The sequence below is a fragment of the Janthinobacterium aestuarii genome (genome assembly GCF_051380835.1).
In the GTDB taxonomy this organism is placed as follows: Bacteria; Pseudomonadota; Gammaproteobacteria; order Burkholderiales; family Burkholderiaceae_D; genus Janthinobacterium; species Janthinobacterium aestuarii.
This window is the reverse complement of record NZ_JBNYXU010000001.1, coordinates 1,086,808-1,111,199: the sequence shown is the minus strand read 5'-3', so window position 1 is coordinate 1,111,199 and position 24,392 is coordinate 1,086,808. Positions and strand designations below refer to the sequence as shown.

17 protein-coding genes and 2 pseudogenes are annotated in these 24,392 nt (G+C 62.2%); 8 read left to right on the top strand and 11 right to left on the bottom strand.

Annotated features, from left to right (window positions below; all coding sequences use genetic code 11):
- Nucleotides 1–118: 118 nt before the first annotated feature.
- From ACQ4WO_RS04955 to ACQ4WO_RS04940, 4 genes and pseudogenes are all read left to right on the top strand, one after another.
- Nucleotides 119–295 (top strand): annotated as a pseudogene (locus ACQ4WO_RS04955) (phage tail protein); the annotation flags it as partial.
- A gap of 99 nt (nucleotides 296–394) precedes the next feature.
- Nucleotides 395–652, top strand: a complete 258-nt coding sequence (locus ACQ4WO_RS04950) for a phage tail protein (protein ID WP_436480649.1) — start codon at nucleotides 395–397, stop codon at nucleotides 650–652.
- A 30-nt stretch (nucleotides 653–682) separates the two neighbouring features.
- On the top strand, nucleotides 683–1,216 hold the full coding sequence (locus ACQ4WO_RS04945) for a phage tail protein (protein WP_436480451.1): 534 nt from the start codon (nucleotides 683–685) through the stop codon (nucleotides 1,214–1,216).
- Between the two features lie 48 nt (nucleotides 1,217–1,264).
- Nucleotides 1,265–1,798 carry a phage tail protein gene (locus tag ACQ4WO_RS04940; RefSeq protein WP_436480450.1) on the top strand — a complete coding sequence of 178 codons (534 nt, stop codon included), beginning with the start codon at nucleotides 1,265–1,267 and terminating at the stop codon, nucleotides 1,796–1,798.
- 190 nt (nucleotides 1,799–1,988) lie between these two features.
- Here the strand turns inward: ACQ4WO_RS04940 and ACQ4WO_RS04935 are convergent, their stop codons facing one another.
- The 4 genes from ACQ4WO_RS04935 to ACQ4WO_RS04920 all read right to left on the bottom strand — a co-directional run bounded on the left by ACQ4WO_RS04935 (nucleotide 1,989) and on the right by ACQ4WO_RS04920 (nucleotide 12,052).
- Nucleotides 1,989–2,282, bottom strand: a complete 294-nt coding sequence (locus tag ACQ4WO_RS04935; RefSeq protein ID WP_252867352.1) for a DUF6916 family protein — start codon at nucleotides 2,280–2,282, stop codon at nucleotides 1,989–1,991.
- 166 nt (nucleotides 2,283–2,448) lie between these two features.
- Nucleotides 2,449–8,316 carry a putative Ig domain-containing protein gene (locus ACQ4WO_RS04930; protein WP_436480449.1) on the bottom strand — a complete coding sequence of 1,956 codons (5,868 nt, stop codon included), beginning with the start codon at nucleotides 8,314–8,316 and terminating at the stop codon, nucleotides 2,449–2,451.
- 626 nt (nucleotides 8,317–8,942) lie between these two features.
- The gene (locus ACQ4WO_RS04925; protein ID WP_436480448.1) at nucleotides 8,943–10,955 is read right to left on the bottom strand and encodes a S9 family peptidase; all 2,013 of its coding nucleotides are present in this window, start codon (nucleotides 10,953–10,955) and stop codon (nucleotides 8,943–8,945) included.
- Nucleotides 10,956–11,143: 188 nt separating this feature from the next.
- Nucleotides 11,144–12,052 (bottom strand): LysR substrate-binding domain-containing protein, encoded by a 909-nt coding sequence (locus tag ACQ4WO_RS04920; RefSeq protein WP_436480447.1) that lies wholly within the window; start codon nucleotides 12,050–12,052, stop codon nucleotides 11,144–11,146.
- Between the two features lie 158 nt (nucleotides 12,053–12,210).
- On the opposite strand from ACQ4WO_RS04920, the gene ACQ4WO_RS04915 reads away from it, so the two are divergent.
- From ACQ4WO_RS04915 to ACQ4WO_RS04905, 3 genes are read left to right on the top strand one after another with little or no spacing between them, the layout of a single operon-like run.
- Nucleotides 12,211–12,756 carry a sugar ABC transporter gene (locus tag ACQ4WO_RS04915; protein WP_436480446.1) on the top strand — a complete coding sequence of 182 codons (546 nt, stop codon included), beginning with the start codon at nucleotides 12,211–12,213 and terminating at the stop codon, nucleotides 12,754–12,756.
- A 7-nt stretch (nucleotides 12,757–12,763) separates the two neighbouring features.
- Nucleotides 12,764–13,090 (top strand): hypothetical protein, encoded by a 327-nt coding sequence (locus ACQ4WO_RS04910; RefSeq protein WP_436480445.1) that lies wholly within the window; start codon nucleotides 12,764–12,766, stop codon nucleotides 13,088–13,090.
- A 21-nt stretch (nucleotides 13,091–13,111) separates the two neighbouring features.
- A complete protein-coding gene (locus tag ACQ4WO_RS04905; RefSeq protein WP_436480444.1) occupies nucleotides 13,112–13,951 on the top strand; it encodes an MBL fold metallo-hydrolase in 840 nt (279 codons plus the stop codon).
- Between the two features lie 22 nt (nucleotides 13,952–13,973).
- On the opposite strand, the gene ACQ4WO_RS04900 is transcribed toward ACQ4WO_RS04905, so the two are convergent.
- The 4 genes from ACQ4WO_RS04900 to ACQ4WO_RS04885 all read right to left on the bottom strand — a co-directional run bounded on the left by ACQ4WO_RS04900 (nucleotide 13,974) and on the right by ACQ4WO_RS04885 (nucleotide 21,633).
- Nucleotides 13,974–15,467 carry an efflux transporter outer membrane subunit gene (locus ACQ4WO_RS04900; RefSeq protein WP_436480443.1) on the bottom strand — a complete coding sequence of 498 codons (1,494 nt, stop codon included), beginning with the start codon at nucleotides 15,465–15,467 and terminating at the stop codon, nucleotides 13,974–13,976.
- Nucleotides 15,464–18,631: an efflux RND transporter permease subunit gene (locus ACQ4WO_RS04895; RefSeq protein ID WP_436480442.1), complete on the bottom strand. Its 3,168-nt coding sequence runs from the start codon at nucleotides 18,629–18,631 to the stop codon at nucleotides 15,464–15,466. Before ACQ4WO_RS04895 ends, ACQ4WO_RS04900 begins: the two co-directional genes overlap by 4 nt.
- Complete coding sequence (locus tag ACQ4WO_RS04890; protein ID WP_436480441.1) at nucleotides 18,631–19,794, bottom strand: efflux RND transporter periplasmic adaptor subunit; 1,164 nt, start codon at nucleotides 19,792–19,794, stop codon at nucleotides 18,631–18,633. The genes ACQ4WO_RS04895 and ACQ4WO_RS04890 overlap by 1 nt, the downstream gene beginning before the upstream one ends.
- A gap of 588 nt (nucleotides 19,795–20,382) precedes the next feature.
- Nucleotides 20,383–21,633, bottom strand: coding sequence for an MFS transporter (locus ACQ4WO_RS04885; protein WP_436480440.1), 1,251 nt, complete (start codon nucleotides 21,631–21,633; stop codon nucleotides 20,383–20,385).
- A gap of 409 nt (nucleotides 21,634–22,042) precedes the next feature.
- On the opposite strand from ACQ4WO_RS04885, the gene ACQ4WO_RS04880 reads away from it, so the two are divergent.
- Nucleotides 22,043–22,702 (top strand): ArsR/SmtB family transcription factor, encoded by a 660-nt coding sequence (locus ACQ4WO_RS04880; RefSeq protein ID WP_436480439.1) that lies wholly within the window; start codon nucleotides 22,043–22,045, stop codon nucleotides 22,700–22,702.
- 52 nt (nucleotides 22,703–22,754) lie between these two features.
- Here ACQ4WO_RS04880 and ACQ4WO_RS04875 read toward each other — a convergent pair.
- The 3 genes and pseudogenes from ACQ4WO_RS04875 to ACQ4WO_RS04865 all read right to left on the bottom strand — a co-directional run.
- A pseudogene (locus tag ACQ4WO_RS04875) lies at nucleotides 22,755–23,072 on the bottom strand (IS21 family transposase); the annotation flags it as partial.
- Nucleotides 23,073–23,230: 158 nt separating this feature from the next.
- Entirely contained in the window at nucleotides 23,231–23,587 is a 357-nt protein-coding gene (locus tag ACQ4WO_RS04870) for an immunity protein PIM1 family protein (protein WP_035820925.1), read from the bottom strand.
- Nucleotides 23,588–23,814: 227 nt separating this feature from the next.
- On the bottom strand, nucleotides 23,815–24,270 hold the full coding sequence (locus tag ACQ4WO_RS04865) for a DUF2262 domain-containing protein (protein WP_436480438.1): 456 nt from the start codon (nucleotides 24,268–24,270) through the stop codon (nucleotides 23,815–23,817).
- Nucleotides 24,271–24,392: the final 122 nt, after the last annotated feature.

Sequence of the window (24,392 nt, the reverse complement as noted above, 5' to 3'; positions counted from 1 at the left end):
ACTCCGAGATTTCAATAAAGTAACTATAACAAAAAGGGTTTTTTAAAACGCAACATTGATTGCAAATGGAAAATATTATTCATTTGCCATTGAGCTGCATTCCAACCGTGGGAGAACGATGATGGCTGATGTGTATCTAGGACAAATCATGATGGGCGGCTTCAATTTTGCGCCGCGTGGCTTTGCGGCATGTAACGGGCAATTGCTGCCCATTGCGCAGAATCAGGCGCTGTTTGCACTGCTGGGTACCGCTTACGGGGGGAACGGCAGTACCACCTTTTCCTTGCCTAACTTGCAAGGCTGTACCCCGGTTGGCGCGGGTGCTTCGGCCGACGGCGCGTGGCAACCTTCGCCATACCAGACCGGCACACGGGCGGGGCAGGAGGCTGTCACCTTGATACCAACCGAGATGCCGCCGCACACGCATGCGGCCAATACGGTGACGACGCCGGGCACCTCGAAAAATCCCACCAATACCCTGTTTGGCGGCAGCGGCGCGGAATCCATCTATGGTTCGGCCGGCCCACAGGTCACCCTTTCCAGCCAGACCCTGGCGTTGAGCGGCGGCAGCCAGTCGCATAACAATATGCAGCCGTTCTCGGTCATCAACTTCAATATCGCCTTGAGCGGTATCTTCCCGTCGCGCAACTAACGAATCCGCCACTTCTTACGGAGCATAGTCATGACCACACCCTATGTCGGCGAAATTCGCCTGTTTGCCTTTCCCCGCATTCCCAGCGGCTGGTTCGCCTGCGACGGCAGCTTGAAATCGATCGCCGAGAATGAAGTCCTGTTCACCCTGCTGGGCACCACCTACGGCGGCGACGGCGTCAACACCTTCGCCGTGCCCGACCTGCGCGGCCAGGTCCCTCTGCACATGGGTACCGGCCCCGGCCTGAGCAACCGTCCCCTCGGGCAACGAAGCGGCAGTGAATCGGTCACATTGCTGCCGACCCAGCTTCCTTTGCATACGCACTCGTTCAACGTAAACAGCACGCTGGCGACCTCGAACGTGCCGGCGGCCAACCTGCTGCTGACCGCCCCGTCGAATAACGACAAGATGTACACGAGCGACCTGACCGGCCTGACCGCCTATGCACTGGCAGGCGCCGCCACGGGCGCCACGGGGGGCACCCTGCCGCACGAAAACACCATGCCGACACTGACCGCCTCCTTCTGCATCGCATGGGCAGGCATTTTCCCATCGCCGCAATAACAGCCGGCACGCAAGCGCAGCCCCTAAAATCGATCAGGAGAACCTACCGTGACCTCACCATATCTTGGCGAAATACAAGTCTTCGGCTTCAATTTCACACCCTACGGATGGGCCAGCTGCAACGGCGCCACCCTGCAAATCCAGCAATATTCCGCCCTGTTTGCCTTGATCGGCACGCAGTATGGCGGCAATGGGACCACGACCTTCCAGTTGCCCAACTTCACGGGACGCGCGCCCTGCAGCCAGGGCCAGGGGCCGGGCCTGACGCCGCGCGTGATGGGCGAGACCTTCGGCACCAACAGTGTCACGTTGAACGTCACGGAGATCCCGAACCACACCCATCAACTCACTGTGTACCGCCAGCCCACGGCTGCCCTGCAGCACAACACGCCGCTCGCTGGCGACGCCTTGATTGCGCTGGGCGGCACGGCTGCGTTCGTGCCGGCAACGCAGCCGAATATGACCTTGTCCCCGACCGCGATCGGCACTGCCGGTGGCGGCCTGCCGCACGAAAACCGCCAGCCGATGCTGGCGCTGAATTTCTGCATCGCGCTGCAAGGCGAGTTCCCGTCATTCGACTAAGAACGCATAACCAAACCTACTGCGCGTCGGGATTTGCGGCCTCCGATGCTCACTGTGCATGCGCACAGCTCCGCTTCTCAGCCACAACTCTCATCCGCTCGCTACGGTTTTGTTAAGCGTTCTAAGTCGGATTCATCCAGGCAGGCGGCGCCATCGCGGCGCCCCCCTTGCCCTTCCCGCCGTACCGGCCTCAGTTGAACACGGCCTGGTACAGAAAGCCGTGGCTGTCACGCGCCACCGGCACCAAAAAGATACCCACCTCGCCAAACGCCTCATGCTGCATCTGGAAGATTTTCTGGCTGAACAGGATGGGCGAGCTATGGTGAAACAGCAGGCTGAACGGCTTGCGCATCAAGCCCTCCAGGGTCGCTGACGGCAGCGGCTGCACTTCCTTCAGGACAAAGGCGGCGTTGCCGTCACTGGCCGCAATAAACGTCTCGTTGACGCGCGCGGCAAAATGTTCGATGGTCAGGACAGTCATCATTCCAGGCATTCCATTCCGTAAGCAGTGTGGTGAAGACGATGCCTGATTCTAATGGAATCATTGCTGTCCCGGCACGGCAATGACATGAAAAAACAGACGCCACATGCACTGCGGGGCGGAAGCAAGCTGCTCCCGCCCCGCGGCGTCACTTCCTTTATTCGCAACGCTACCTGAGCGGCATGGCGATACCGAACATCACCGACTGGGTACGTCCGCTCTCCATACTCAGATTGCTGTTGTAGTCGACGGTGATGGTCATGCCGTTCGACAGCAGCAGCTTGACGCCCAGGCCCGCCGCCCAGTTGCCCGTCTGTTGCGGCACCGTGCGGATCACGTACACGGGGCCGTCGGCCGCCAGGTCGGCATAGGCCAGGCGCGCATCATCGGCGCCCTGGAACTGGTGCCGGTATTCGAGCCGCGCGCGCGGGAACCACGTGCCCAGGCCGCCCACATAGATGCCCTCGGCCCGCACGCCGAGCGCGCCGATGCGCGAACGCACGGTCTGCTTGAAGTAGCTCAGGGCATTGATGCCCGCCGCCTTTTCCGTGTACGGATCGAGCTTGGCCGACATCAGTTCCACGCGGCCATACGGCGACCACATCCAGGTTTCCTGGCGCATCTCGATGCCGCCCACCAGCGCGCCGAACACCTGCTTGCCGTCGCGCTCGCCCGTGGCGAAACCGCTGCCATCGGTGAGATAGCGCGATGCGTCGTACTGCAAGGTGCCGTAGCCGAGCACGCCGTCAAGGAAGACGCCCTTGCTCGGGCGCAGGCTGCCATACACGGCCGCCACGGCGCTGTCGGCCGTGCTGCGGCTGCCGTTCTGGCCCACGTCGCTGCGGTCATGGCTGAAACCGGCGCCGACGCCCACGGTCGCCAGGTCGCTGAGGCGATAATCGCCGCCCACGCTCACGCCGTTGGTGCGGAAGCGGAAGCCCGTCTCGCGGCCGTTCACATAGTGCTGGCCGAAGTCGACCGCGCCGCCGAGCCACAGAGACAAGGCCTGCTTCCGCGTGTCGGGCTTTTGCGGCATGTCCGGCAAGCCGCTGGTGGCACCGCTGACGTCCACCTGCTGCCGCGCATCGCTGCTGAAACCGGCGTCACTCGGGCGCAAAGCCGCCTTGCGCATGAATGGTTTGACGGCCGTGCCGAACACGCGGTCCGCTTCGTCCGCCTGCCAGCGCGCCAGCGCCGCCGTCGGGTTGCCGCTGTCGTTCGGCGGCGTCAGGCTCAGGCCAAAGCTCGACCTTCCCCAGCCATCGCCATGCAGACTTTCCAGGCGCTGCGTGAAGTTCGACAGCTGCGCGCTGGCGAAACGCCGCGCCGCATCGGCTTGCGCCGCCTGCAAGCCGATCACTTCCGGATCGACCGACGGGTCGCGCCGCGCCGTCACGGTCACGTTGACCACGCCCGGTTTCGAGGTGGCAAAGGCATTGCTCAGGGTGTAGCTGACGACGGCCGCGCCGGCGAACTTGCCCGAGGCCGCAAAGCTCAGCTGGTACGACGGCTTGCCGGCCGTGCCCACGTCGCGCACCACCACCTTGCCCGCCTCGGCCGGCGCCACGCTCAGCACATTCGCCGCCGTGAACGGACCGCCCGTGGCGCCCGCCGTCAGGTCGACAGTAACCGTCAGGCCGGCCACCACCGTGGCGCTCTGGGTGAGCACTTGCGGCATCGGATTGACGCTGATGCTGGCCTTGATCGGCGCCGAGGTGCCGAACACGTTCGACAGTGTGTAGCCGATGCTGATGTCGCCGCTGCTATCGGCGCCGGGCGTGTAGATGATATTCAGGCCGCTGACCACCGCCGTGCCGCTGGCTGGCGGCGTGGTGATGGCCACCGAAGTGAACGGGCCGCCCGTGGCCCCTTCCGTCACGTTCAGGGTGACAGATCCGCCGGGCTCTGCCGTTGCAGTCTTGACGACGGGGACTGGCGGGGGCAATGGCGCCACCGTCAGGCTGACCGTCGCCGGCGCGGATGTGCCGCCCGGGCCCGTTGCCGTGTAGGCAAAGCTGTCCGCACCGAAGTAGTCGGCATTCGGGACATACGTCACCTTGAAACTGGCGCCGGCGGCGGCACGCGCCATGCGTGCAGCTGCGCCCGTCGTCGTCACCGTGACGCGGCCATGCTGCGGCGGCGTGACAATGGTGACATCCGTGATCGGGCTGCCATCGGTGGAAGCGATATCCAGGCTCACTTCCTGATTGGCCGGCGTGGAGGCCGATTCATTGGCCACCGGCGGCGGCGCCTGGTTCACCAGCAGGGTCAACGCCTGCTGCACCGTGAACTGGTTGGCATCCTTGGCCTGCAGGGTGAAGGCATAGCTGCCCGTTGCCGTCGGCGTGCCGCTCAGCACGCCCGTGGCGGTATCGAGCGCCAGGCCGGCAGGCAAGGTGCCGCTGGCCAGCGTGTACGCATACGGTGCGACACCGCCTGCCGCCGTGAACTGCTGGCTGTAGGCTTCGGCGATGCGGATACCGGCCAGGCTGGCCGGCGCCAGGGTCAGGGTCGGCGCGCCGACCGCCAGGGTGTAGCTGCGGGTCGCGCTGAATGGCGCCCCCACGCCCGTGCTGCTGTCAGTCACCTTGACGGTGAAGGCGAAGTTGCCGGCCACGTTCGTCGTGCCCGACAGCACGCCAGTGGCGGCGTTCAGGCTGAGGCCAGCAGGCAAACTGCCTGCGCTGACGCTGTAGACATACGGCGCCGTGCCGCCCGCCGCGGTGATGGCGGCGCTGTACGCGGTTCCCGCCGTCGAACCTGGCAGGCTCGGCAAGTTCAGGCTCAGCGTGGGCGACGACACGGCCAGGGTATAGCTTTGCGCGCCGGCGAACTGGTGTGCGTCCTGCGCTTGCACGGTCAAGGTGAAGCTGCCGGCCGCCGTTGGCGTACCGCTGAGCAAACCGCCGCTGCTCAGGGTAAGCCCTGCCGGCAGGCTGCCACTCGTGACGGTATAAGCATACGGGCCGACGCCACCGGCAGCTGTCAGCTGCTGGCTGTACGCCGTGGCCGCCGCCGCTGCCGGCAAGGTGCCCGGCGTGAGCGTAATCACCGGTGCGGCAATCGTCAAGGTATAGCTGTTGGTCGCGCTGAACGGCGCGCCCACACCCGTGCTGCTGTCGCTGGCGCGCAGGCTGAAGCTGAAACTGCCAGCCACATTCGCCGTACCCGACAGCACGCCCGTGGCGGTGTTCAGGCTCAAGCCAGCAGGCAAACTGCCGGCGCTGACGCTGTAGGCGTATGGCGCCGTGCCGCCTGCCGCCGCGATTGTCACGGCATATGGCGTTTCCGCCGTTGCATTGGGCAAGCTCGCCGGCGTCAGGCTGACAATGGGCACGCCCACGGTAATGCTCACGGTGGCCGGTGCCGACGTGCCGATACCGTTGCTGGCCGTGTAGGTAAAGCTGTCCGGCCCGACGTAGCCTGCCGTCGGCGTATAGGAGATGCTGGTGCCGCTGGATGTCGCCGTGCCATGGCTGGCGGCGGACGCCACAGCCACCGAGGTTGCCGCGCCGCCGCTCAGGTTCAGCGTGATCGGGTTGGCGCTGCTGCCATACGCCACCGTGGCGCTCACATTGCCGGCAACGGGCGCACCGGCAGCCACCGTGCCGGAATAGGCGCGTGAGCCGGAGTATGGTCCGGCGCCGGTGCTGCTGTCGGTGGCGGTGACGGTAAAACTATAGGCGCCGGCCGCCGTGGGCGTGCCGGACAGGGTGCCGTTCGCCGCCAGGCTCAGGCCCGCAGGCACGCTGCCGGCAGTGACGGCATAGCTATATGCTGCCGTGCCGCCGGTCGGCGTGATGCCCTGGCTGTAGGCCACACTCACTGTCGGCACCGGCAGGGTCGCTGGCGCGATACTGATCGTCGGCGCAGCCACCGTCATCGAATAGGCGCGCGCGCCCGAATACGGGCCGCTGCCCGTCGAACTGTCCGTGGCGCGCACGGTAAAATTGAAGGTACCGCCCGCCGTCGGCGTACCCGACAGCAGACCGGTGGACGTATTCAGACTCAATCCGGCCGGCAAGGCGCCGGCACTGATGGCGTAAGTGTATGGCGCGCCGCCGTTCGCGGCCGTCACGCTCTGGCTGTAGGCCGTCCCCACGGTTGCCGCCGGCACGGTGCTTGGCGCAAGCGTGATGGTCGGTCCGCTGACCGTGATCGTCACGGTGGCCGGCGCCGAGGTGCCGATGCCGTTCGATGCCGTGTAGGTAAAGCTGTCTGGCCCGCCATAGCCTGCCGTCGGCGTATAGGTGATGCTGGTGCCGCTGGCACTTGCCGTGCCGTTGCTGGCGGCGGACGCCACGGCCACGGACGTTGCCGCGCCGCCGCTCAGGTTCAACGTGACCGGATTGGCGCTGCTGCCGTAGGCCACCGTGGCGCTGACGGCGCCGGCAACGGGCGCACCGGCAGCCACCGTGACGGAATAGGCGCGTGCGCCGGAGTATGGTCCGGCGCCGGTGCTGCTGTCGGTGGCGGTGACGGTAAAGCTGTACGCTCCGGCCGCCGTGGGCGTGCCGGATAAAGTGCCGTCCGGCGCCAGGCTCAAGCCCGCAGGCACGCTGCCGGCGGTGACGGCATAGCTATATGCTGCCGTGCCGCCGGTCGCCGTGATGCCCTGGCTGTAGGCCACACCCACTGTCGGCACCGGCAGGGCCGCTGGCGCGATACTGATCGTCGGCGCCGCCACCGTCATCGAATAGGCGCGCGCGCCGGAATATGGGCCGCTGCCCGTCGAACTGTCCGTGGCGCGCACGGTGAAGTTGAAGGTACCGCCCGCCGTCGGCGTACCCGACAGCAGACCGGTGGACGTATTCAGACTCAACCCGGCCGGCAAGGCGCCGGCACTGATGGCGTAAGTGTATGGCGCGCCGCCGTTCGCGGCCGTCACGCTCTGGCTGTAGGCCGTCCCCACGGTTGCCGCCGGCACGGTGCTTGGCGCAAGCGTGATGGTCGGTCCGCTGACCGTGATCGTCACGGTGGCCGGCGCCGAGGTGCCGATGCCGTTCGATGCCGTGTAGGTAAAGCTGTCTGGCCCGCCATAGCCTGCCGTCGGCGTATAGGTGATGCTGGTGCCGCTGGCACTTGCCGTGCCGTTGCTGGCGGCGGACGCCACGGCCACGGACGTTGCCGCGCCGCCGCTCAGGTTCAGCGTGATCGGATTGGCGCTGCTGCCGTAGGCCACCGTGGCGCTGACGGCGCCGGCAACGGGCGCACCGGCAGCCACCGTGACGGAATAGGCGCGTGCGCCGGAGTATGGTCCGGCGCCGGTGCTGCTGTCGGTGGCGGTGACGGTAAAGCTGTACGCTCCGGCCGCCGTGGGCGTGCCGGAAAGGGTGCCGTCCGGCGCCAGGGTCAGGCCTGCGGGCAGGCTGCCGGCCGTTCTGGCATAGGTATACGTGCTGGTTCCGCCGCTGGCGGCTATCGTCTGGCTGTAGGCAACGCCAGCTGTCATCGCCGGCAGGGTCGTCGGCGCGATGGCGATGGTGGGCGCGGCTACCGTCAGCGTATAAGCGCGCGTGCCATTGACGGCCAGCGAGTCCGTGGCGCGCACGGTGAAGTTGAAGGTGCCGCCCGCTGTCGGCGTACCCGACAGCACACCGCCGCCACTCAAGCTCATGCCCGCCGGCAAGGCGCCCGCGCTGACGGCGTAGGTGTATGGTGCCGCGCCGCCCGTCGCCGTCAAGGTTGTCGTGGAGTAAGGCTGGGCCACCGTGGCATTCGGCACGGTGGCTGGCGCCAGCACGATGGCGGAGGTGATCGTGACGTTGTACACGATGGGCTGCCCCACATCGTCCTTGACGGTAAACGTGTCCGAGGTCGCGCTGAGATTCGTATTCCGGTAGCGCACGGCATTCGTGGCATTCGAATCTTCCAGCGTGCCATACAGCGGCGCCACCAGGGTGCCCGTCAGACCGAACTGGGAGCAAGGTGAATTGGTGTAATCCTCGTAATACTCGCCTCCCGCCACGATGCTGACGGCGCGCGGACTCGGACAGGCACTGGCGGCGGAGGCCTGGTACGACCACAGGGACAGCAAGACAAACAGCAGGGCTCCCGCTAGGCGCGTCAGCCACGATCGCGCCAGCGTCTGGACAGCCGGTGTGCCAGGGTCTCCGGCAACGAGACAATCAACACCGCTGACAGGCGTGGATAGCCATCCAAATTTCGTGAAATTTAGAAACATTTGTCTTCCCTCGATACATTTATCTTGGCGCTGGGCCTTGTACGGATAACGGTCATGGCAACCCTGCATGCCGATGACAGCTAGCCTCACAGGACTGAAAGTGGCTTCCCAGCATGATTGAACCTTGCTTTAAGTCAATCTATGCTACTACGGCTTACAAAGAAAGCAACTGCAAAATATTATCAAATAAGGAAGTTTTTTAACTAAAAACAATTATTGTTGAAATGGTGTATTTATCCAGCAACAGAATTGAAAGAGAATGCCTCATGAAAGGCTGGATTGACCAACTCACCGTGTGTCATGCCAGTGGTTCATCGGGAGTGGGTACAGCGAATTGGCCTTGCGCAGCCTGCCGTCAGTTGTGCGTACGCAACGCCGGAAACTGTCACCTTGCAAGCCACCCGCGCAGAATTTTCTGCAGGCGGGCAATATGGCCTGCCAGGCAGCATGCCCGGCAGGCCGCGCCACCGTAAGCAGCTTTACTGCATTGCTTGCTGCAAGCCCGGCGCAAACTCGGCACCATGCTTGACCTGGGCGGTGGACGCCTTCAGGGTGGCGCCGATCGGCTCGGCACGGCCAGACAGGCATTGCCCCAGGAAGTTTTCCGTCACGGCATTGAAGGCGATGTTGTTGACGGGCCGGGCAAAGCCATGGCCCTCATCGGGGAACAGCACATACGTGACGGGAATATTCTTCGCCGCCATGGCCGCCACGATCTGGTCCGATTCCGCCACGTTGACGCGTGGATCGTTGGCGCCCTGGCCGATCAGCAGCGGGCGCTGGATGTTTTGCGCAAAGTTCAGCGGCGAGCGCTCCTTCAGCAGCGCCTTGCCCTCTTCCGTCGTCGGGTCGCCCATGCGCTTGTAGAACTGCTGCTTGCCCGCTTCCCAGTACGGCGGAATCGTTTGCAGCAGGGTGAACAGGTTCGACGGGCCGACGATGTCGACGCCGCAGGCAAACGTCGTCGGCGTGAACGCCATGCCGGCCAGGGTGGCGTAGCCGCCGTACGAGCCGCCCATGATGGCCACCTTGTCGGCCGTGGTCACCCCGCTCTTGACTGCCCACTGCACGGCGTCGAGCAGGTCGTCATGCATCTTGCGGCCCCACTGCAGGTCGCCGGCCGAGATGAACTGCTTGCCGAAGCCCGTCGAGCCGCGGAAGTTCACCGACAGCACGGCATAGCCGCGGTTGGCCAGCCACTGGTGGTAGCCGTTGTAGCCATAGGTGTCGCGCGCCCACGGGCCGCCATGCACCAGCAGCACCATCGGCACCGCCTGCGTGGCCTTGCCGTCGGCCGTCGCCTTCGATGCCTGCGGCAAGGTCAGGTAGGACACCAGGGTCAGGCCGTCGCGCGCCTTGAGTTGCTGCGGATACATGGGCACCAGCGGCGCACCTTCCAGTTCCGGCCGGGTCACATATAAACGCGTGAGCTTTTTGGTCTTGCGCTCGTACAGCCAGCTCGATGGCGGCGCCGTGACGGCGTCCACGGCCACCAGCCACTTGTCGTCGGCATCCGTGCGCGACGTCACCGTGAACTGGCCCTTCGTGTTTTTCTTCAAGAAGGCCAGGTCGGCTTTCAGGTCGTTCGTCAGCGGCAGATATTCCTGCTGCAGATAATTGACCGTATAAGCTTGCACCTGGCCTGTGCGCGTGTCGTACAGCGCATCGGCGATGTCGGAGCGCGGGTCTTGCGCCACCACCGTGCTCTTGCCGCTGGCCACGTCCTGCGCCAGCAGCGCCGAAGTATTGCGGCCGCGCGAATCGGTCCAGTACAGAGTCTTGCCATCGACCGTAAAACCCAGCGGCGCCGTAGTCTGCGAGTCTTCCAGGCCGACTTCGGCCAGCGGCGTGCTCTCGACCTTGCCGTCCGTCAGGCGGAAATACTGCATGCCGCCATCGGCGCGCGCCTTGCTGGCGACGCGCAAATTGAGCAACTCATCGGCCAGGTAGCCGCCATAGCCATCGTTCTGCTGCATCAGGGTCAGCTTGCCGCTGGCCAGGTCGAGGCTGTACACGTCGTGCCAGCGCGCATCGCGATTATTGATGCCGACGAGGATGCGGTCCTTCACCTTGCTGCTGATCTGGACGATCCGCACGCGCGTCTTCTCGAACGGCGTGTAGCTGATCTGCTTGCCGCTCGCCACGTTCACGCCGTAGAGCAGGAAATTCTCGTCGCCGCCCTTGTCCTGGATAAACAGCAGGGTCGTCGAATCGGGCGACCAGAAGCTGCTGCGGATGGGCCGCACCTTTTCTTCCGTCAACGGACGCGCCTGCGCCAGGTCATTGGCCGGCGCCACCCACACATTGAGCACGCCATCGCGCGGCGCGATCCACGACAGCCACTGCCCGTCGGGACTGAGCTTGCCACCGGACTTGCTGGGATTACCGAACAGCTTGGCACGCTCGATCAGCGGCGTTTCCTTGACAGGGGCTTGGGCGTGCGCCGGCAGTGCGCTGGCGAACAACAGAACAGGCAGGACATAGCGAATCATGGACACCTCATGGTTGTAGGATGAAGGAAAACATAATAATTTTGCATGTGCCAGCACATCATAGGCCAAAGCCATGTCGCCAGGTTGATGACAGTGATGAAGGACGCAAATCGGGGGATGGAATGCGGGAAAGAGAGAATGGAGCGCGATGCAGGCGAACATCTCAACGCTGGGCCGCGCTTGATCGGCTAGGTCTGCGGCACAGCCATCGTTGTGTTTTTCGCCTCGTCCAGTATCCATTGCGTCAATGCCTGGACCGGTTTTCCGCTCAAGCCGATGGGCTCGGGAAGGACGATGCAGAAGGTCTTGGAGATGGTTTTTCCATCGGGCCATGGAGCGGCCAAGCGGCCTTGCGCCAGCTCCGTTTCCACGTAAAGGCGCGGCACCAGGGCGACGCCGAGGCCGGCCAATGCCGCCTCGATCAGCATGGCATGCAGATCGTAGCGTGCACCGGTCGCAGGATTGCTCAGTGCGATCCCGGCTTCCCGTGCATAACGTTCCCAGGCATCCGGGTTCTGCCGCCGGTGCAGACGCGGCAGCGTGTCCAGTGCCGTTGCTCCTTTGCCCTCTTTCAGAAGTGCAGGATGGCAAACTGGCACCAGCACCTCATGCAGCAACGGATACGTACGCATTCCTGTCCAGGCCGGATGCTCGAAATGGATGGCGGCATCGAAGCCGCTGCCGGCAAGAACGAAGGGTTCCATCCGCTCTGCAAGATGCACGCAAATGTGCGGATGCTGCTGCTGGAATTGTGGCAAGCGGGGAATCAGCCACCGCATCGCGAACGTCGGGATGACGGCAATGTCGAGGCTGGCGCCATCGACTGGCTGTCCCATCAGGTACTGGCTGTCCCGCTCCAGCCGGTCGAGCGACTCGCGCACCTGCGCCGCATAGCGCTCCCCGTTCGGCAACAGCCGCACGCGATTGCCGACACGTTCGAACAAGGTGACGCCGAGAAAGGCTTCCAGCCGGCCAATCTGACGGCTGATGGCCCCTTCCGTCAGTGACAACTCCGCCGCCGCCCGGGCGAAACTGCCATGGCGGGCGGCGGCCTCGAAGGCCATGAGTGCGGCGTTGCTGGGAATCTTGCGGCGCATGGGTGCTCCTGAGTCAGAGCCAAGCTAGCGGCTCACCTTGATGTTTAATCATGGAAGGATACCAAAAAATCGATTTATACGGCGAAATTCAGGGCGCACAATGACTGAACATCAACAAGGAAGGCCGGCGCGCAAAGCGTCCGGTCACGCGTGATCTCATGATATATACAGTCGAATGCAGCTTTGCCGATCCCGCCAGTGAAGCGGAGTGGAATAACTTCTATAGCCTGGAAAAACTGCCCGCGCTCATTTCAGTGAGCGGCTTCCATACCTCGCAGCGCTTCAAAGCCTTGAGCGCCGGTTGCCCTGTCTACCTCGCCATGCATACGATCGACAATCTCGATGTGCTTCAGGGACAGGAGTATCGCCAGAAAGGCGGTGGCAATTTCGCGCGCTGGCAGCAGCACATCACCGACTGGCACCGCAATCTGTATGCCGGCCTTGAGCGCGCACCGGCCATCGGCGCAGACGACTATCTGGTGGCGAGTACGGTCGGCCCGGAGCCGCTCGTCGACATGGGCCTCGCTCCTTGTCGGATGCAGGCTGTCGCATTGGAAAGGTTCCCTGAACATCGATGGGTGGCGAAGATGGGGCGCGCCACTGGCCCCGGCATGGAACAGCTTCCCGAGGGCGTCCATCTATATGCGCCCATGACCGGTCAATTGACGAACGGCAGTGACATCGCTCATCAAATTTCGCGGTAGAGCCCACATGCCCAACGTGACGATTTTCATGCCAACAGAAAAGATGCCGCCGGATGCAAATCTGGCGGCACTCACCGACCAATGCACCGAACTCTGCACAGGGATGCTTGAAGCTGCGCTGGAGAACGTCCACATCACCTATGTCGGTGTCCGTCATGGCCGGGGGAATCCGGCCTATGCGGAAATCCAATACCGGCTTGTACCGTTCAGGACGAAAGCAGTCATGGATGTGTTCATGGAAAGGCTGGAGGCCATCATCAAAGCAAATACTGGCCTTGCTGCACGCATCCGCTGTTTTGGCTATACGGCTCCGGCCATTCATGCACGCAATTGATTATCAGATAGGAATACAGCAATGGATCACATACCATTTCCCAGCCAGCAGATAGGAGAATTTTCGATCACGGCCATCAGTGACGGATACCTGTCCGCCAGTCTGGATTTGCTCTCCAATATCGGTTCGATGGATGCGTCAAAATTGCAGCAAGACGCAGGGGTGAGCGATCCCTCTTCCATCCATATCAACTGCTATCTGGTGCGCGGACGTGGCCGCACAATCTTGATTGATGCGGGTGCGGGCGGATTCAAGCACTGGGGCGGCAAGCTGAAAGTCAATCTTGCGCTGGCTGGCGTACAAGCCTCGGACATCGACACGATACTGCTGACGCATGCCCATCCCGATCATGTCGGCGGACTGCTTGATGCGTCAGGAGAAGCCGCCTTTCCCGATGCGCAGCTGGTGGTCCACCAGCATGAGGTTTCTTTCTGGGAAGACGATGGCAATCTCAGCCGAGCCAGTGAGCGCGCTCGCGGCAACTTTCTGTTTGCCCGGAAGGTGTTTGACAAGTATCGTGAGAAGATGCGCTTGTTTACCGGAAACGAGGTTCTCCCGGGCATTAGTGCCATGCCCCTACCGGGGCATACCGCAGGCCATTCCGGTTATCGCATCGAATCCGCTAGCCGCAGTCTGTTGATTTGGGGGGATATTGTGCATTTCCCCCAAATCCAGATTGCGCGTCCCGACGTATCCATTGCATTCGACCAGGATCCCCTGCTGTCGGCCGAAACACGCTCGACACTGCTCGATGTGGTCAGCGCCGACAACATCCTCATCGCCGGCATGCACCTTGGCGAACTCGGCTTCGCACACATCCGGCGCAAAGGCAATCTCTACAGGATAGTCTACGAAGCCTAGCGGTTGCCCGCGCGCAGTGAGGTCAAGGCCTGCCGGCGAGTTGCTTCGTCCGCGGAAGCGCCCGGGCGCCTTCACAGTCGTCGCTTGCCTGCGCGCAGATCTCCCAGCCGCCGCCCAGCGCCTTGTAGATGCTGACAACGGAAAGCCGCTGGTTGGTGCGCGCGACGGCCAGCGCGCGACGGCTGGCAAAGTCGGCCCGTTCCGCTTCGAGCACCTCCAGGTAGAAACCTTCACCTGCGGAAAACCGCAGCCGCGCAAGGTCTGCCGCCTCCCGATTGGCCGCCGCCTCAAGCATTCGCAAGCCGAGCGTGCTGCCTGCCGTGTCGTGGGCTTTGAAAGCATCGTCCGTTTCCTGGAGTGCGCGCAAGACGGTCCGGTCGTAAACGAGCAGGGCTGCCCGGGTGCGTGCCTCGCTGGCGGCGATGCGGGCGCGCACACGCCCCGTATCGAGCAGATTCCAGCGGATGACGGGGCCAAGGAAGCTCGATTGCATGCCAGCGTCGCCCATCGCATCGAGGCTGCCCGCGACGAGTCCGATAGAACCCGTTACCTGGACCTCGGGATAGAGGCCAGCCGTTTCCACCCCGATGCGGGCGGTCGCGGCAGCCAGGTTGCGCTCGGCCGCCGCAATATCGGCGCGCCGCGCGAGCAGCCCGGCAGGATCGCCCACGGCAATCGCCCGCACCGTCAGCGCGTCACTTGCCGGCGTGGCGGCGGGAAGGCTGAACGTCTGCGGCACTTCGCCAAGCAGGATGGCCAGTGCGTTGACGGAGGCCGCGCGGCGGCGCTCCAGTTCGGGCGCGGCCACCTCCACCGAGCGCAGCAAGGCCTCGGCACGAAGCCGGTCGAGTTCGCTGGCAGAGCCTGCGCTCACCATGCGCTCGACGAGCGCCAGGCTGTCGCGCTGGCTTTGGGTGATGCTGGCAACGACAGCGAGTTCAGCCTCGATGCCGCCCAGCTCGAACCAGGTGGCCGCCACCGTGGCGGCAACACCCGCCTGCACGCCGCGCAGCAACGCTTCGCGTGAGCCCGCCTGCGCCTGGCCCGCTTCCACGGACCGCCGCACGCGGCCGAAGAGGTCGATCTCCCAGGAAGCATCGACGGTGCCGCGATAGCTTTCGCTATGACGCGGCTGGCCGGGCAGCGTTTCGACCTTGCTCAGGCGGCGCTTCTCGTACCCGAGCGCGGCGCCAGCCTGCGGCAGGAAGCCCTGCCTGTCTTCGCGCAGCAAGGCTTTTGCCTCCGCGAGCCGGGCGGCAGCGATGCCGACATCGTGGTTCGCCGCCAGCGCCCGCTGGATCAAGGTGACCAGCGCCGGGTCGTCGAAGCTGCGCCACCACTCCACCTCGACCGCCCCCGGCACGAGACCGGCGTGGGCCTGGCCTGCGCTGCCGGAAAACTGCGATGCGGATAGCGGCGGCGGCAACGGCGGCGCATAATCGGGGCCGACCGCGCAGCCGGCCAGCACGATCAGCGCACTGAGAGAAACGACAACTGTTTGATACGGGCTGTTCATGATGCGCTCCTGTGCATGCTTGTCTGGGTCGTTGGCTTGTGGCGCTCGAAGCGGGCCGCCAGGGCGCGCATCACCACATAAAACACGGGCGTGAGGAACAATCCGAACAGTGTTACGCCCAGCATGCCGGCGAACACCGCGATGCCCATGGCCTGGCGCATCTCGGAGCCGGCGCCACTGGCGAAGACCAGCGGTACGACGCCAGCGATGAAGGCAAGCGAAGTCATCAGGATGGGCCGTAGCCGCAGCCGGCAAGCTTCGATGACCGCATCGAGCGCGCTGGCCCCTTCCATTTCCAGGCTACGGGCGAACTCGACAATGAGGATGGCGTTCTTGGCCGCCAGTCCGACGAGCACGATGAGCCCGATCTGCACGAAGATATTGTTGTCGCCGTCCACCAGCCACACGCCGATGATCGCGCTCAGCAAACACATCGGCACGATCAGCAGGACGGCCAGCGGCAGCAGCCAGCTGTTGTACTGCGCGGCCAGGATCAGATAGGCGAGCAGCACGCACAGCGGAAAGATGAACAGCGCCGAATCGCCGGCCAGCTTTTGCTGGTAGGTAAGGTCAGTCCATTCAAAGCTCATGCCTTCAGGCAGCACCTCCTTCGCCAGCCGTTCCATGACGGCCACCGCCTGCCCCGAACTGACGCCTGGCATCGCGCCACCCGAGATGTCGGCCGAGGGATAGCCATTGTAGTGAACCACGCGGTCCGGACCGGAACTGGGCGTGACGGTGACAAACGACGACAAGGGCAGCATGTCGCCGGCCGCGTTACGCACCTGCAAGCGTCCGATGGCCTCGGCTTGCATGCGATGCTCGGCATCGGCCTGGGCCGTCACCTTGTAGGTCCGGCCGAAGCGGTTGAAGTCGTTGACGTAGAGGGAACCGAGATAGATCTGCAGCGACTCGAACACGTCGGCCAGGCGCACTCCCTGGCTCTTGACCTGAGTACGGTCGATGGCGACCTCGAGCTGCGGGGCATTGACGTCCAGGCTGGTCATGAGGCCGGCCACCTGTCCCGACTCGCCTGCCTTGGTCATCAGGATATGCGTCTGCTGCACCAGGGCATCGAGCCCGGCGCTGCCGCGGTCCTCGACCAGCATCTTGAAGCCGCCGGTCGCGCCAAGGCCGGGCACTGGCGGCGGCGGGAACACGCCGAGGAAACCGTCGGGAATGCCGGCGAATTTCGCCTGCAGGCGCCCGGCGATCGCGTTTGCCGTGAGATCGGGCGTCGTGCGGGCCTTGAACGGGTCAAGCATGACGAACATGACGGCCGCGTTCGGCACGTTGACGAAGCCGTTGATCGACAAGCCGGGGAAGGCGACGACGCTTTCAACGCCAGGCTCGGCCAGCGCAATCTTCGACATTTGCTTGGCAACCGCGTCGGTACGGTCCAGCGATGACGAGTTGGGCAACTGCGCGATCGCCACCAGATAGTATTTGTCCTGCATCGGCACGAAGCCCGGCGGCACGGCCTTGAAGCCGAAGAAGGTCAGCGCGAGCAGGCCGCCGTACACGAGCAAGGCCACGCCGCTGACCCTGACGACTTTGCGCACCGTGTTGCCATAGGCGTCCGGCGCGCGCTGGAACGGCCGGCCCAGCATCTGCAACAGGCGCTCGGCGCGGCCGCGCGGATCATGCACGGCCCCGGCCTTGCGGGGCTCGAGCAGGAGGCCGGCAAGCGCCGGGCTGAGCGTGAGCGAATTGACGGCCGACAGGATGGTCGAGATGGCGATCGTCAGCGCGAACTGGCGGTAGAACTCGCCCTGCAAGCCGCTCAGGAAGGCGGTCGGAATGAACACGGCGGCGAGCACCGAGGTGATCGCGATGATGGGGCCCGTGACCTCGTCCATGGCGCGCCTTGCCGCCTGCCTGGGTTCTTCGCCGTTTTCGATGTGGCGTTCGACGTTCTCGACCACGACGATGGCGTCGTCGACGACGATGCCGATCGACAGCACCAGGCCGAACAGAGACAGGGTGTTGAGCGAGAAGCCCATCAGATGCATGACGGCGAAGGTGCCGATCAGCGATACGGGTACCGCCATGAGGGGAATCAGCGACGCGCGCCAGTTGCGCAGGAACAGCACCACCACGATGACGACGAGAATGATCGCCTCCAGCAAGGTCGTTGCCACCGATTCCAGCGAGGCACGCACAAACACCGTCGGGTCATAGGCGATGCGCGAGCTCAATCCTGCCGGGAAATTTTCCTCCAGCCGCTGCATGGTGTCGCGTACCGCCTGCGCTACGTCGAGCGCGTTGGCGCCGGGGCTTTGAATGATTTGCAGGGCGACGGCCGGCTCGCCGTCCAGCAGGCTGCGCAGCGCATAGGCGTCGGCGCCCATCTCGATGCGTGCCACGTCGCGCAAACGCGTCACCTGGCCTTCGGCGCCCGTGCGGATGATGATGTCGCCGAACTGTTCCTCGCCCGTCAAGCGTCCGAGCGTGTTGACCGTCACCTGGAAGGCGGCGCTGGAGTCGGGAGACTGGCCGACGGAACCGGCTGCCACCTGCACATTCTGTTCGCGCACGGCGGCAATCACCTCGCCGGCCGTCAGGCCGCGTGCGGCGATCAGGTTCGGGTCGAGCCACAGCCGCATGCTGTATTCGCCCGCGCCCCAGACGAGGACGTCGCTGATGCCGGGGATGCGGGACAGCTCGTCGCGCACTTGCAGGTAGGCGTAATTCGATATGTACAGCGGATCGTAGCGCTTGTCGGGCGACAGCAGGTGCACCACCATCAGGATGTCCGGCGAGGTTTTCTGCGTGACGACGCCCTGGCGCTGTACCTCTTCAGGCAAACGCGGCAACGCGCGCGCGACCCGGTTCTGCACCTGGATCTGCGCCATGTCGGCATTCGTTCCCTGCGCGAAAGTGACGGTCAAGGTCATGCGGCCGTCGGTTGCCGATTGCGACGACATGTACTGCATGCCCTCGACCCCGGTAATGGCCTGCTCGAGCGGCGCCGCCACCGTTTCGGCGATCACCTTGGGATTGGCGCCAGGATAGGCGGCGCTCACCTGCACGGTCGGCGGCGTCACCGCAGGATATTCGCTGAGCGGCATCTGGAAGAAAGCGACGATGCCGGCGAGCACCATCAGGACCGAGAGGACGATGGCAAAGATCGGGCGGTCGATGAAGAAACGTGGGAAGGACATTACGCGGCTCCCGAGGTTTTCGGCAAGGCAATGGGCGTACCGTCAATCGCGGCCGACTGCGGCGTCACCTGCATGCCAGGGCGCACGAGGCCCTTGACGACGATGCGCTCGCCGGGCTGCAGTCCCTGTTCTATCACGCGCAAACCATCGACCATCGGGCCAAGCTCGACGGGACGGAACTCCGTCTTGTCGCCTTTGCCGACCACGAGCACATAGCGGCGCCCCTGGTCCGTGCCTATCGATTGATCGGAAACGAGCACCCTGGCTTGCTGCGCCCCCGTCTCCAGCCTGACCTTGGCAAACAGGCCGGGCGTCAGTTTTCCATCGGGGTTGTCGACCACGGCGCGGACACGCACCGTTCCCGTGCCGCGGTCAGCGGCGTTGGCAAGAAAATCGACACGGCCGGGACGCGTGTATGTCTTGTCCGTGGCCAATGCCACCATGACCTTGGCCGCCTGCGCCCCATGCGCGGTGGCGCTGGCTCGGCCGGCGGCGAGCGAGCGCAAATAGGTGCGTTCATCGACATCGAAATAGACGTGCAGGGGATCGATGGAAACGATCGTCGTCAGGGGCGTCACGCCGCTGGCCACGTAGTTGCCCTCGGTGACGAGGACTTGGCCGACACGTCCGCTGATCGGCGCCGTGACGCGCGTGAAACCGAGCTCCAGTTGCGCGGCGTCGAGCGCGGCCTTGGCGGCGTCGACCTGTGCCTTGCCCGCATGCAGCGCCGCCGTTGCCACGTCGAGACGGTCGCGCGCGACGATCTTCCTGGCGAACAGCTGTTCGGCCCGTTCATGCTCGGCCTGGGCCAGCACCGACGCCGCCTCAGCCTCGCGCAGGCGCGCCGTGGCGGCATGCACCGCCGCCTGGAACACGCGCGGATCGATCACAAAGAGCTTGCTGCCCTTCTCGACAAAGCGGCCTTCCGGCACGCTCACGTCCTGCAGGTAGCCGGCCACCTGCGGGCGCAACTCAACCCGCTTGACGGCGGTCAGCGAGCCGTTGAACTCGACATAGGGTGTTGCCTGGCGAACGATCACCTCGGCAACGGGAACGCCGGGCGGCTTGGCCGCAGCGGCAGGCGATGCCGTCTGCTTGCATCCGCTGACGGCAAGCGCGGTGCCCAGCACCGCGGTAATCAGGTTTATTGGTGTGACTTTCATCATTGTGCCTTTCGCGACTGGAGTCGACATGGTTTTGTTGAGCTGAAACAACTCCCATTGCCTTTATCCGACCTGACACACCTGGAAGGTCAAGCTTTTTTATCAATGTGATGGCTGTGGCGGCGCGGTGCGGTGGTGCGCACCGTGTCGATATTTTCTTGGCGTGTATGGATTGGGGAAAGCCGCATCTGCGCCTGCGCCAGGACAACCCTATCGATCAAATCGACATGCCCTACCTGCCGTGGGCGCGCGGCACAGATATGCGCATACTGAAAGAATCACGGATCGAGGGTGGGCGGATCAGGATCAAGCCAAGCAAAACACACAAAAAACAGTGGCAAAGCTGTCGATATCGCCGTTATGCCTGAGACTGCCGAAGTGATCGCCCGCGCCCGTGGACTCCAAATCAAGTATGGGTTGATCAGTCAGTTCGTGTTCCCGCCGCAAAAAGGTGGCGCCCACACCCGATCGGGCCTCAGTTCGATGTGGGATGGCGCCGATGAACCGCAGCAGCGCAAAGCCCGACGGTAATGGGAAAATTTTCGGCTGACGTCACCCAAATATTGACAATTCGGATGTAGCTTACGCTCAACCGTGCAGCACTGGGGCAGCGGTCGCACCGTGCTGCGGCAATTCGACTCGAACTCTTGAAGCGATAACGAGAGCAGCGAACAGCATCACCACGCCAGCAATAATGAAAACGCCCGTGACTCCACCCAACCCGAACATAATGCCACCCAATGCAGCGCCGGCAGCTATTGAAGATTGCACCGCAGCGACGACCATGCCACCAGCTGTCTCCGCTTGATCAGGGACGGCACGGGCTACCCAGTTGGACCAGGCGACAGGTACGCCGCCGAACGCCAGGCCCCACAGAGCGACCAAAAACATCAGGCCTGTTCCTTGGACTGGCAGCAAGATCATGCCGAATGCCGCCAAGCCCACCAGCGCGGGCATGAGCACTAGAGTAGCACGCAGGCTACGCTCCATGAGCCAGCCGGCCAGCAGCGTGCCAACGAAGTTGGCGATACCAAAACCCAGGAGCATCAGAGACAAACCGTTTACATCTATATGGACAACGCTTTCAAGAGCGGGGCGAATATAGGTGAACAATGCATATTGGCCGGTATGGGCAAGTACGCAGCCCAACATCCCGATCCCAATCCCCGGGCGACGGAGCAGTCCCAGTACCGATGTGGTGCGCATCATCGTGCGCGGCGCCATACGGGGCAGCGTGAACAATTGAAACACAAGTGTTAGCCCTCCGACAGCCGCGGCTGCTATAAATGCACTGCGCCAGCCATATAGCCCCCCTAAATAGCTGCCCAACGGTACGGAAACGACCGTCCCGATGGCGATGCCGCTGAATATGATGGATAGCGCTCGCGGCACCAACCTCGCCGGCACCAGCCGCATAGCCACGGCTGCCGCCATGCTCCAAAAGCCTCCTAGCGCGACGCCCAGAAGAATGCGCATCACCAACAATACTGTCAAGCTTGAGGACAACGCCACCAGCAGGTTGGAGGCGATCATCAGCACTGTGAAAGCCAACAAGACGACACGCCGGTCAAAACGACGCGTGAGACCTGGCACCGACAGCCCCGCGAACATGGCCACTACGGCCGTCACTGTCACTGCCTGGCCAGCTAGTGCCTCCGATACGCCAAGATCGAAGGCCATCGGGGTCAATAGACTGGCTGGCAGGTACTCCGCCGTCAGTAAACCGAAAACCCCCATTGCCAGTGAAAACACTGCCATCCATGCTGCTGCCGCTGGCTCTAAAACAGACACATCGTTCGCGTTGAGCGTTTGCTTGGTAGCAAAAACATCGTTGTTCATCTCTAGAATCCCTAAAACAATCGGAGTCGAAAGTCTAGAGCTAAAATCCAGGATGATCTATGATGGCAAGTCTTGATTTTTTGATCGAAACACCTAAAATGAGCAAGCAAAATCAAATTTCTCCATCATCTAATCTCGTCAGTGAATTGTTGACAGGTAACCGTCGGCAAGATCGTTGTAACGATATAGATGTTTACTGCGTGCAGTGCCACTCCGCCTGCCAGCGCGATAGAGCGTAAGCCGTTACGCCCGTGGAACAACTCACGCCATGAGGCCTGAGGGGCTGCTGCTGTCGAGGTCATGTCCGATTCCTTCGAAGGTTTCTTTATTCCATCATTCCATTATATGATGGAATGATAGATGGGTGATATTGTGACGTCAATAGAGAACTTAGACTGTAGCTATGAATATGATTGAGACCCCATCCAAGACCCTCAACGAACTGGCCGACATCGCCAAAACGCTGGGGCATGCACATCGTCTTGCCTTGCTGGAAGCCATTTTTCAGCGAGAAAGTTCGGTGGAGCTCCTGACGAAACTCTCAGGGCTTTCCATCACCAATACTTCCCAGCATTTGCAGCAACTCCGGCGCGCAGGCTTTGTCCAAACCCGCCGTGACGGCAAGCATGTCCTGTATCGGATTGGCACCGGGCCAGTTGCCAATATGCTTGCCGCCTTGCACGACTATCTCGATTTCCAGCAAGCAGAGATTCAGCGTGTCGTATCGAGCGATATTCACCACTCGGAGCACCTGGAAGGTGTCTCTGTCGAAGAACTGATCACCAGATTGGAAGAAGGAGTTCTGCTGTTGGATGTACGCTCGGAGGAGGACTACGCAAAAGGACACATTCCCGGTGCAATCAATATCCCAACCGAGGCTCTAGAACAGCACTTTGGCGAGCTGCCGCACGACCAGGAAATTCTTGCTTACTGTGGTGGACGTTACTGCGTACTTTCTATTCAAGCGGTTTCGCTGCTAAGGACGAAGGGATTCAAGGCGCAACGCCTTGAAGATGGTTTTCCTGGATGGCAGGCCGCGGGCCTGCGTATCGATGCGATGCGACGCTGACCACGACTGGCAGGAGCATCACTGTTCGCTTGCTGGCCGGATTTTGACCCTCCCTCCAGGTCCTCGCGAACGCCGCGACCCTGTCGTAAGCCCCCTCGAACCCCAATTCTTTTAGGTCCTCATGGATCTGTTTCAGCGTGCGCCGCTGCTTGCGCGACTTGGCCGCCTCGGTCTTGAGGAACGCTGAAAGCTGGAACACGTATTTGTCGATGGCGCGGGTGGAGCCCCGCTCAGCGTAGGCTGGCTCTATGGTTTCCGAGCGCAGTTAGCGCCGGACGGTATTTCTGGAGATGCCCAACCGCCTGGCTATCTCTATCAATGGGATATGCTCGCGAATGTGCCAGCGTCGAATAATGCCTAGTAGTGCCACGTCGATCACTTCGATTCCCCGCTCAATGTCATCAGCAGGATTGTGTCTTAAACGTGGGTCAGATTCGTTTGCAAATTATGCGGCAAAGTGGGTCAGATTTCGCTGCAAATCAACACCATACCGTAAGATCGCCTTTTAACGGTTAAAGAGTGGAAGAGTTATGTTGGAAAAATACCATGGACATACGAATCCCATAGCCGGCAGATGAAAGCAATATCAGCGCCATGGAGATTGGCCTGGGTAATAAGACCAAAATCATCGGAAACATAAGCAGCCAAGTCTGGATTGCCCGTTAGTTGAAACACGGTCTTAAAGGCTGCTTCCCTAACCTCCTTGCTCGCCGTCTCGTCTACCGAATAGCCGACCACCAGCTTTTCATTGCTTTCAAGCCAGTCGGCATCGAAGGCAGCACTGTCTCTTAAATCTAGCACTGCATCCCAGTCACGCTCCTGCGCGAAAATTCTTTCGAAAAATACGCCGTCGTTGATCTTGCCTAAAATGTCGCTGGTTTGCATCACTTCTCCTATAAGGCAGCACATCGGGTATCCGCAGTCTGCGGCCAAAGAATACTCGACCTCATAGTTTTTAGCGATCAATAAAGCGCTCGCAAAAATGACCGCTACTGGCCGATTCTACTTGGTTGTGTCGCATCCGTCATCGCCACTTGCGGCCCCTTTGAGGGCATTCAAATTACAACTACGCTCAGCAAAAAACGGTTGTTGACGCTGCGCTGTTCCACGCATTAGCCAATCAGTTGCGCTCGTGCGTTTGTAAAGTCCGCGCCATCAAGAGACTCAACAAAAACACTATGTCCCCAGAATAGTCCGCCGTCTTCATACCTAAGGTCAACGCTGGAGTCCCCGGTGATCGTTACGCTACGCAAAACGAAACGCGTTTTAAACTCAGTGGAACTGAGCATTGGATTTATTACAGACTTGGTAGTGCCATCGTCCTGGACCTCATCATACTCATTCCACCCAGAGTTATAGGTATCCAAGAGATCAGTTGTAATTATTTCCTTCGAAATCCGGTCGTAAGTTTCTAAAGAGCTTGCGATAATCGCGGCAAACGCCAACACATCATCGAGCGCAATATCATCCAGTTCAATTATTAACGGGATACTGCGGCGATCGAAAAAAAGCGTCCCTACGCCCGATTCTTCACCAATTTCGAGAGTTCCTAACTGGGGATGTTGCACAAGTCCTCCTGATGCATAGATTGATTCTTTGTCTAACTGATCGTTGTAAACGACCGCTTCTGGCCGATAGCAGCCATCGAAATGCTGCGGTGAGCAAATCATATGTCACGTAAACGGAAAAA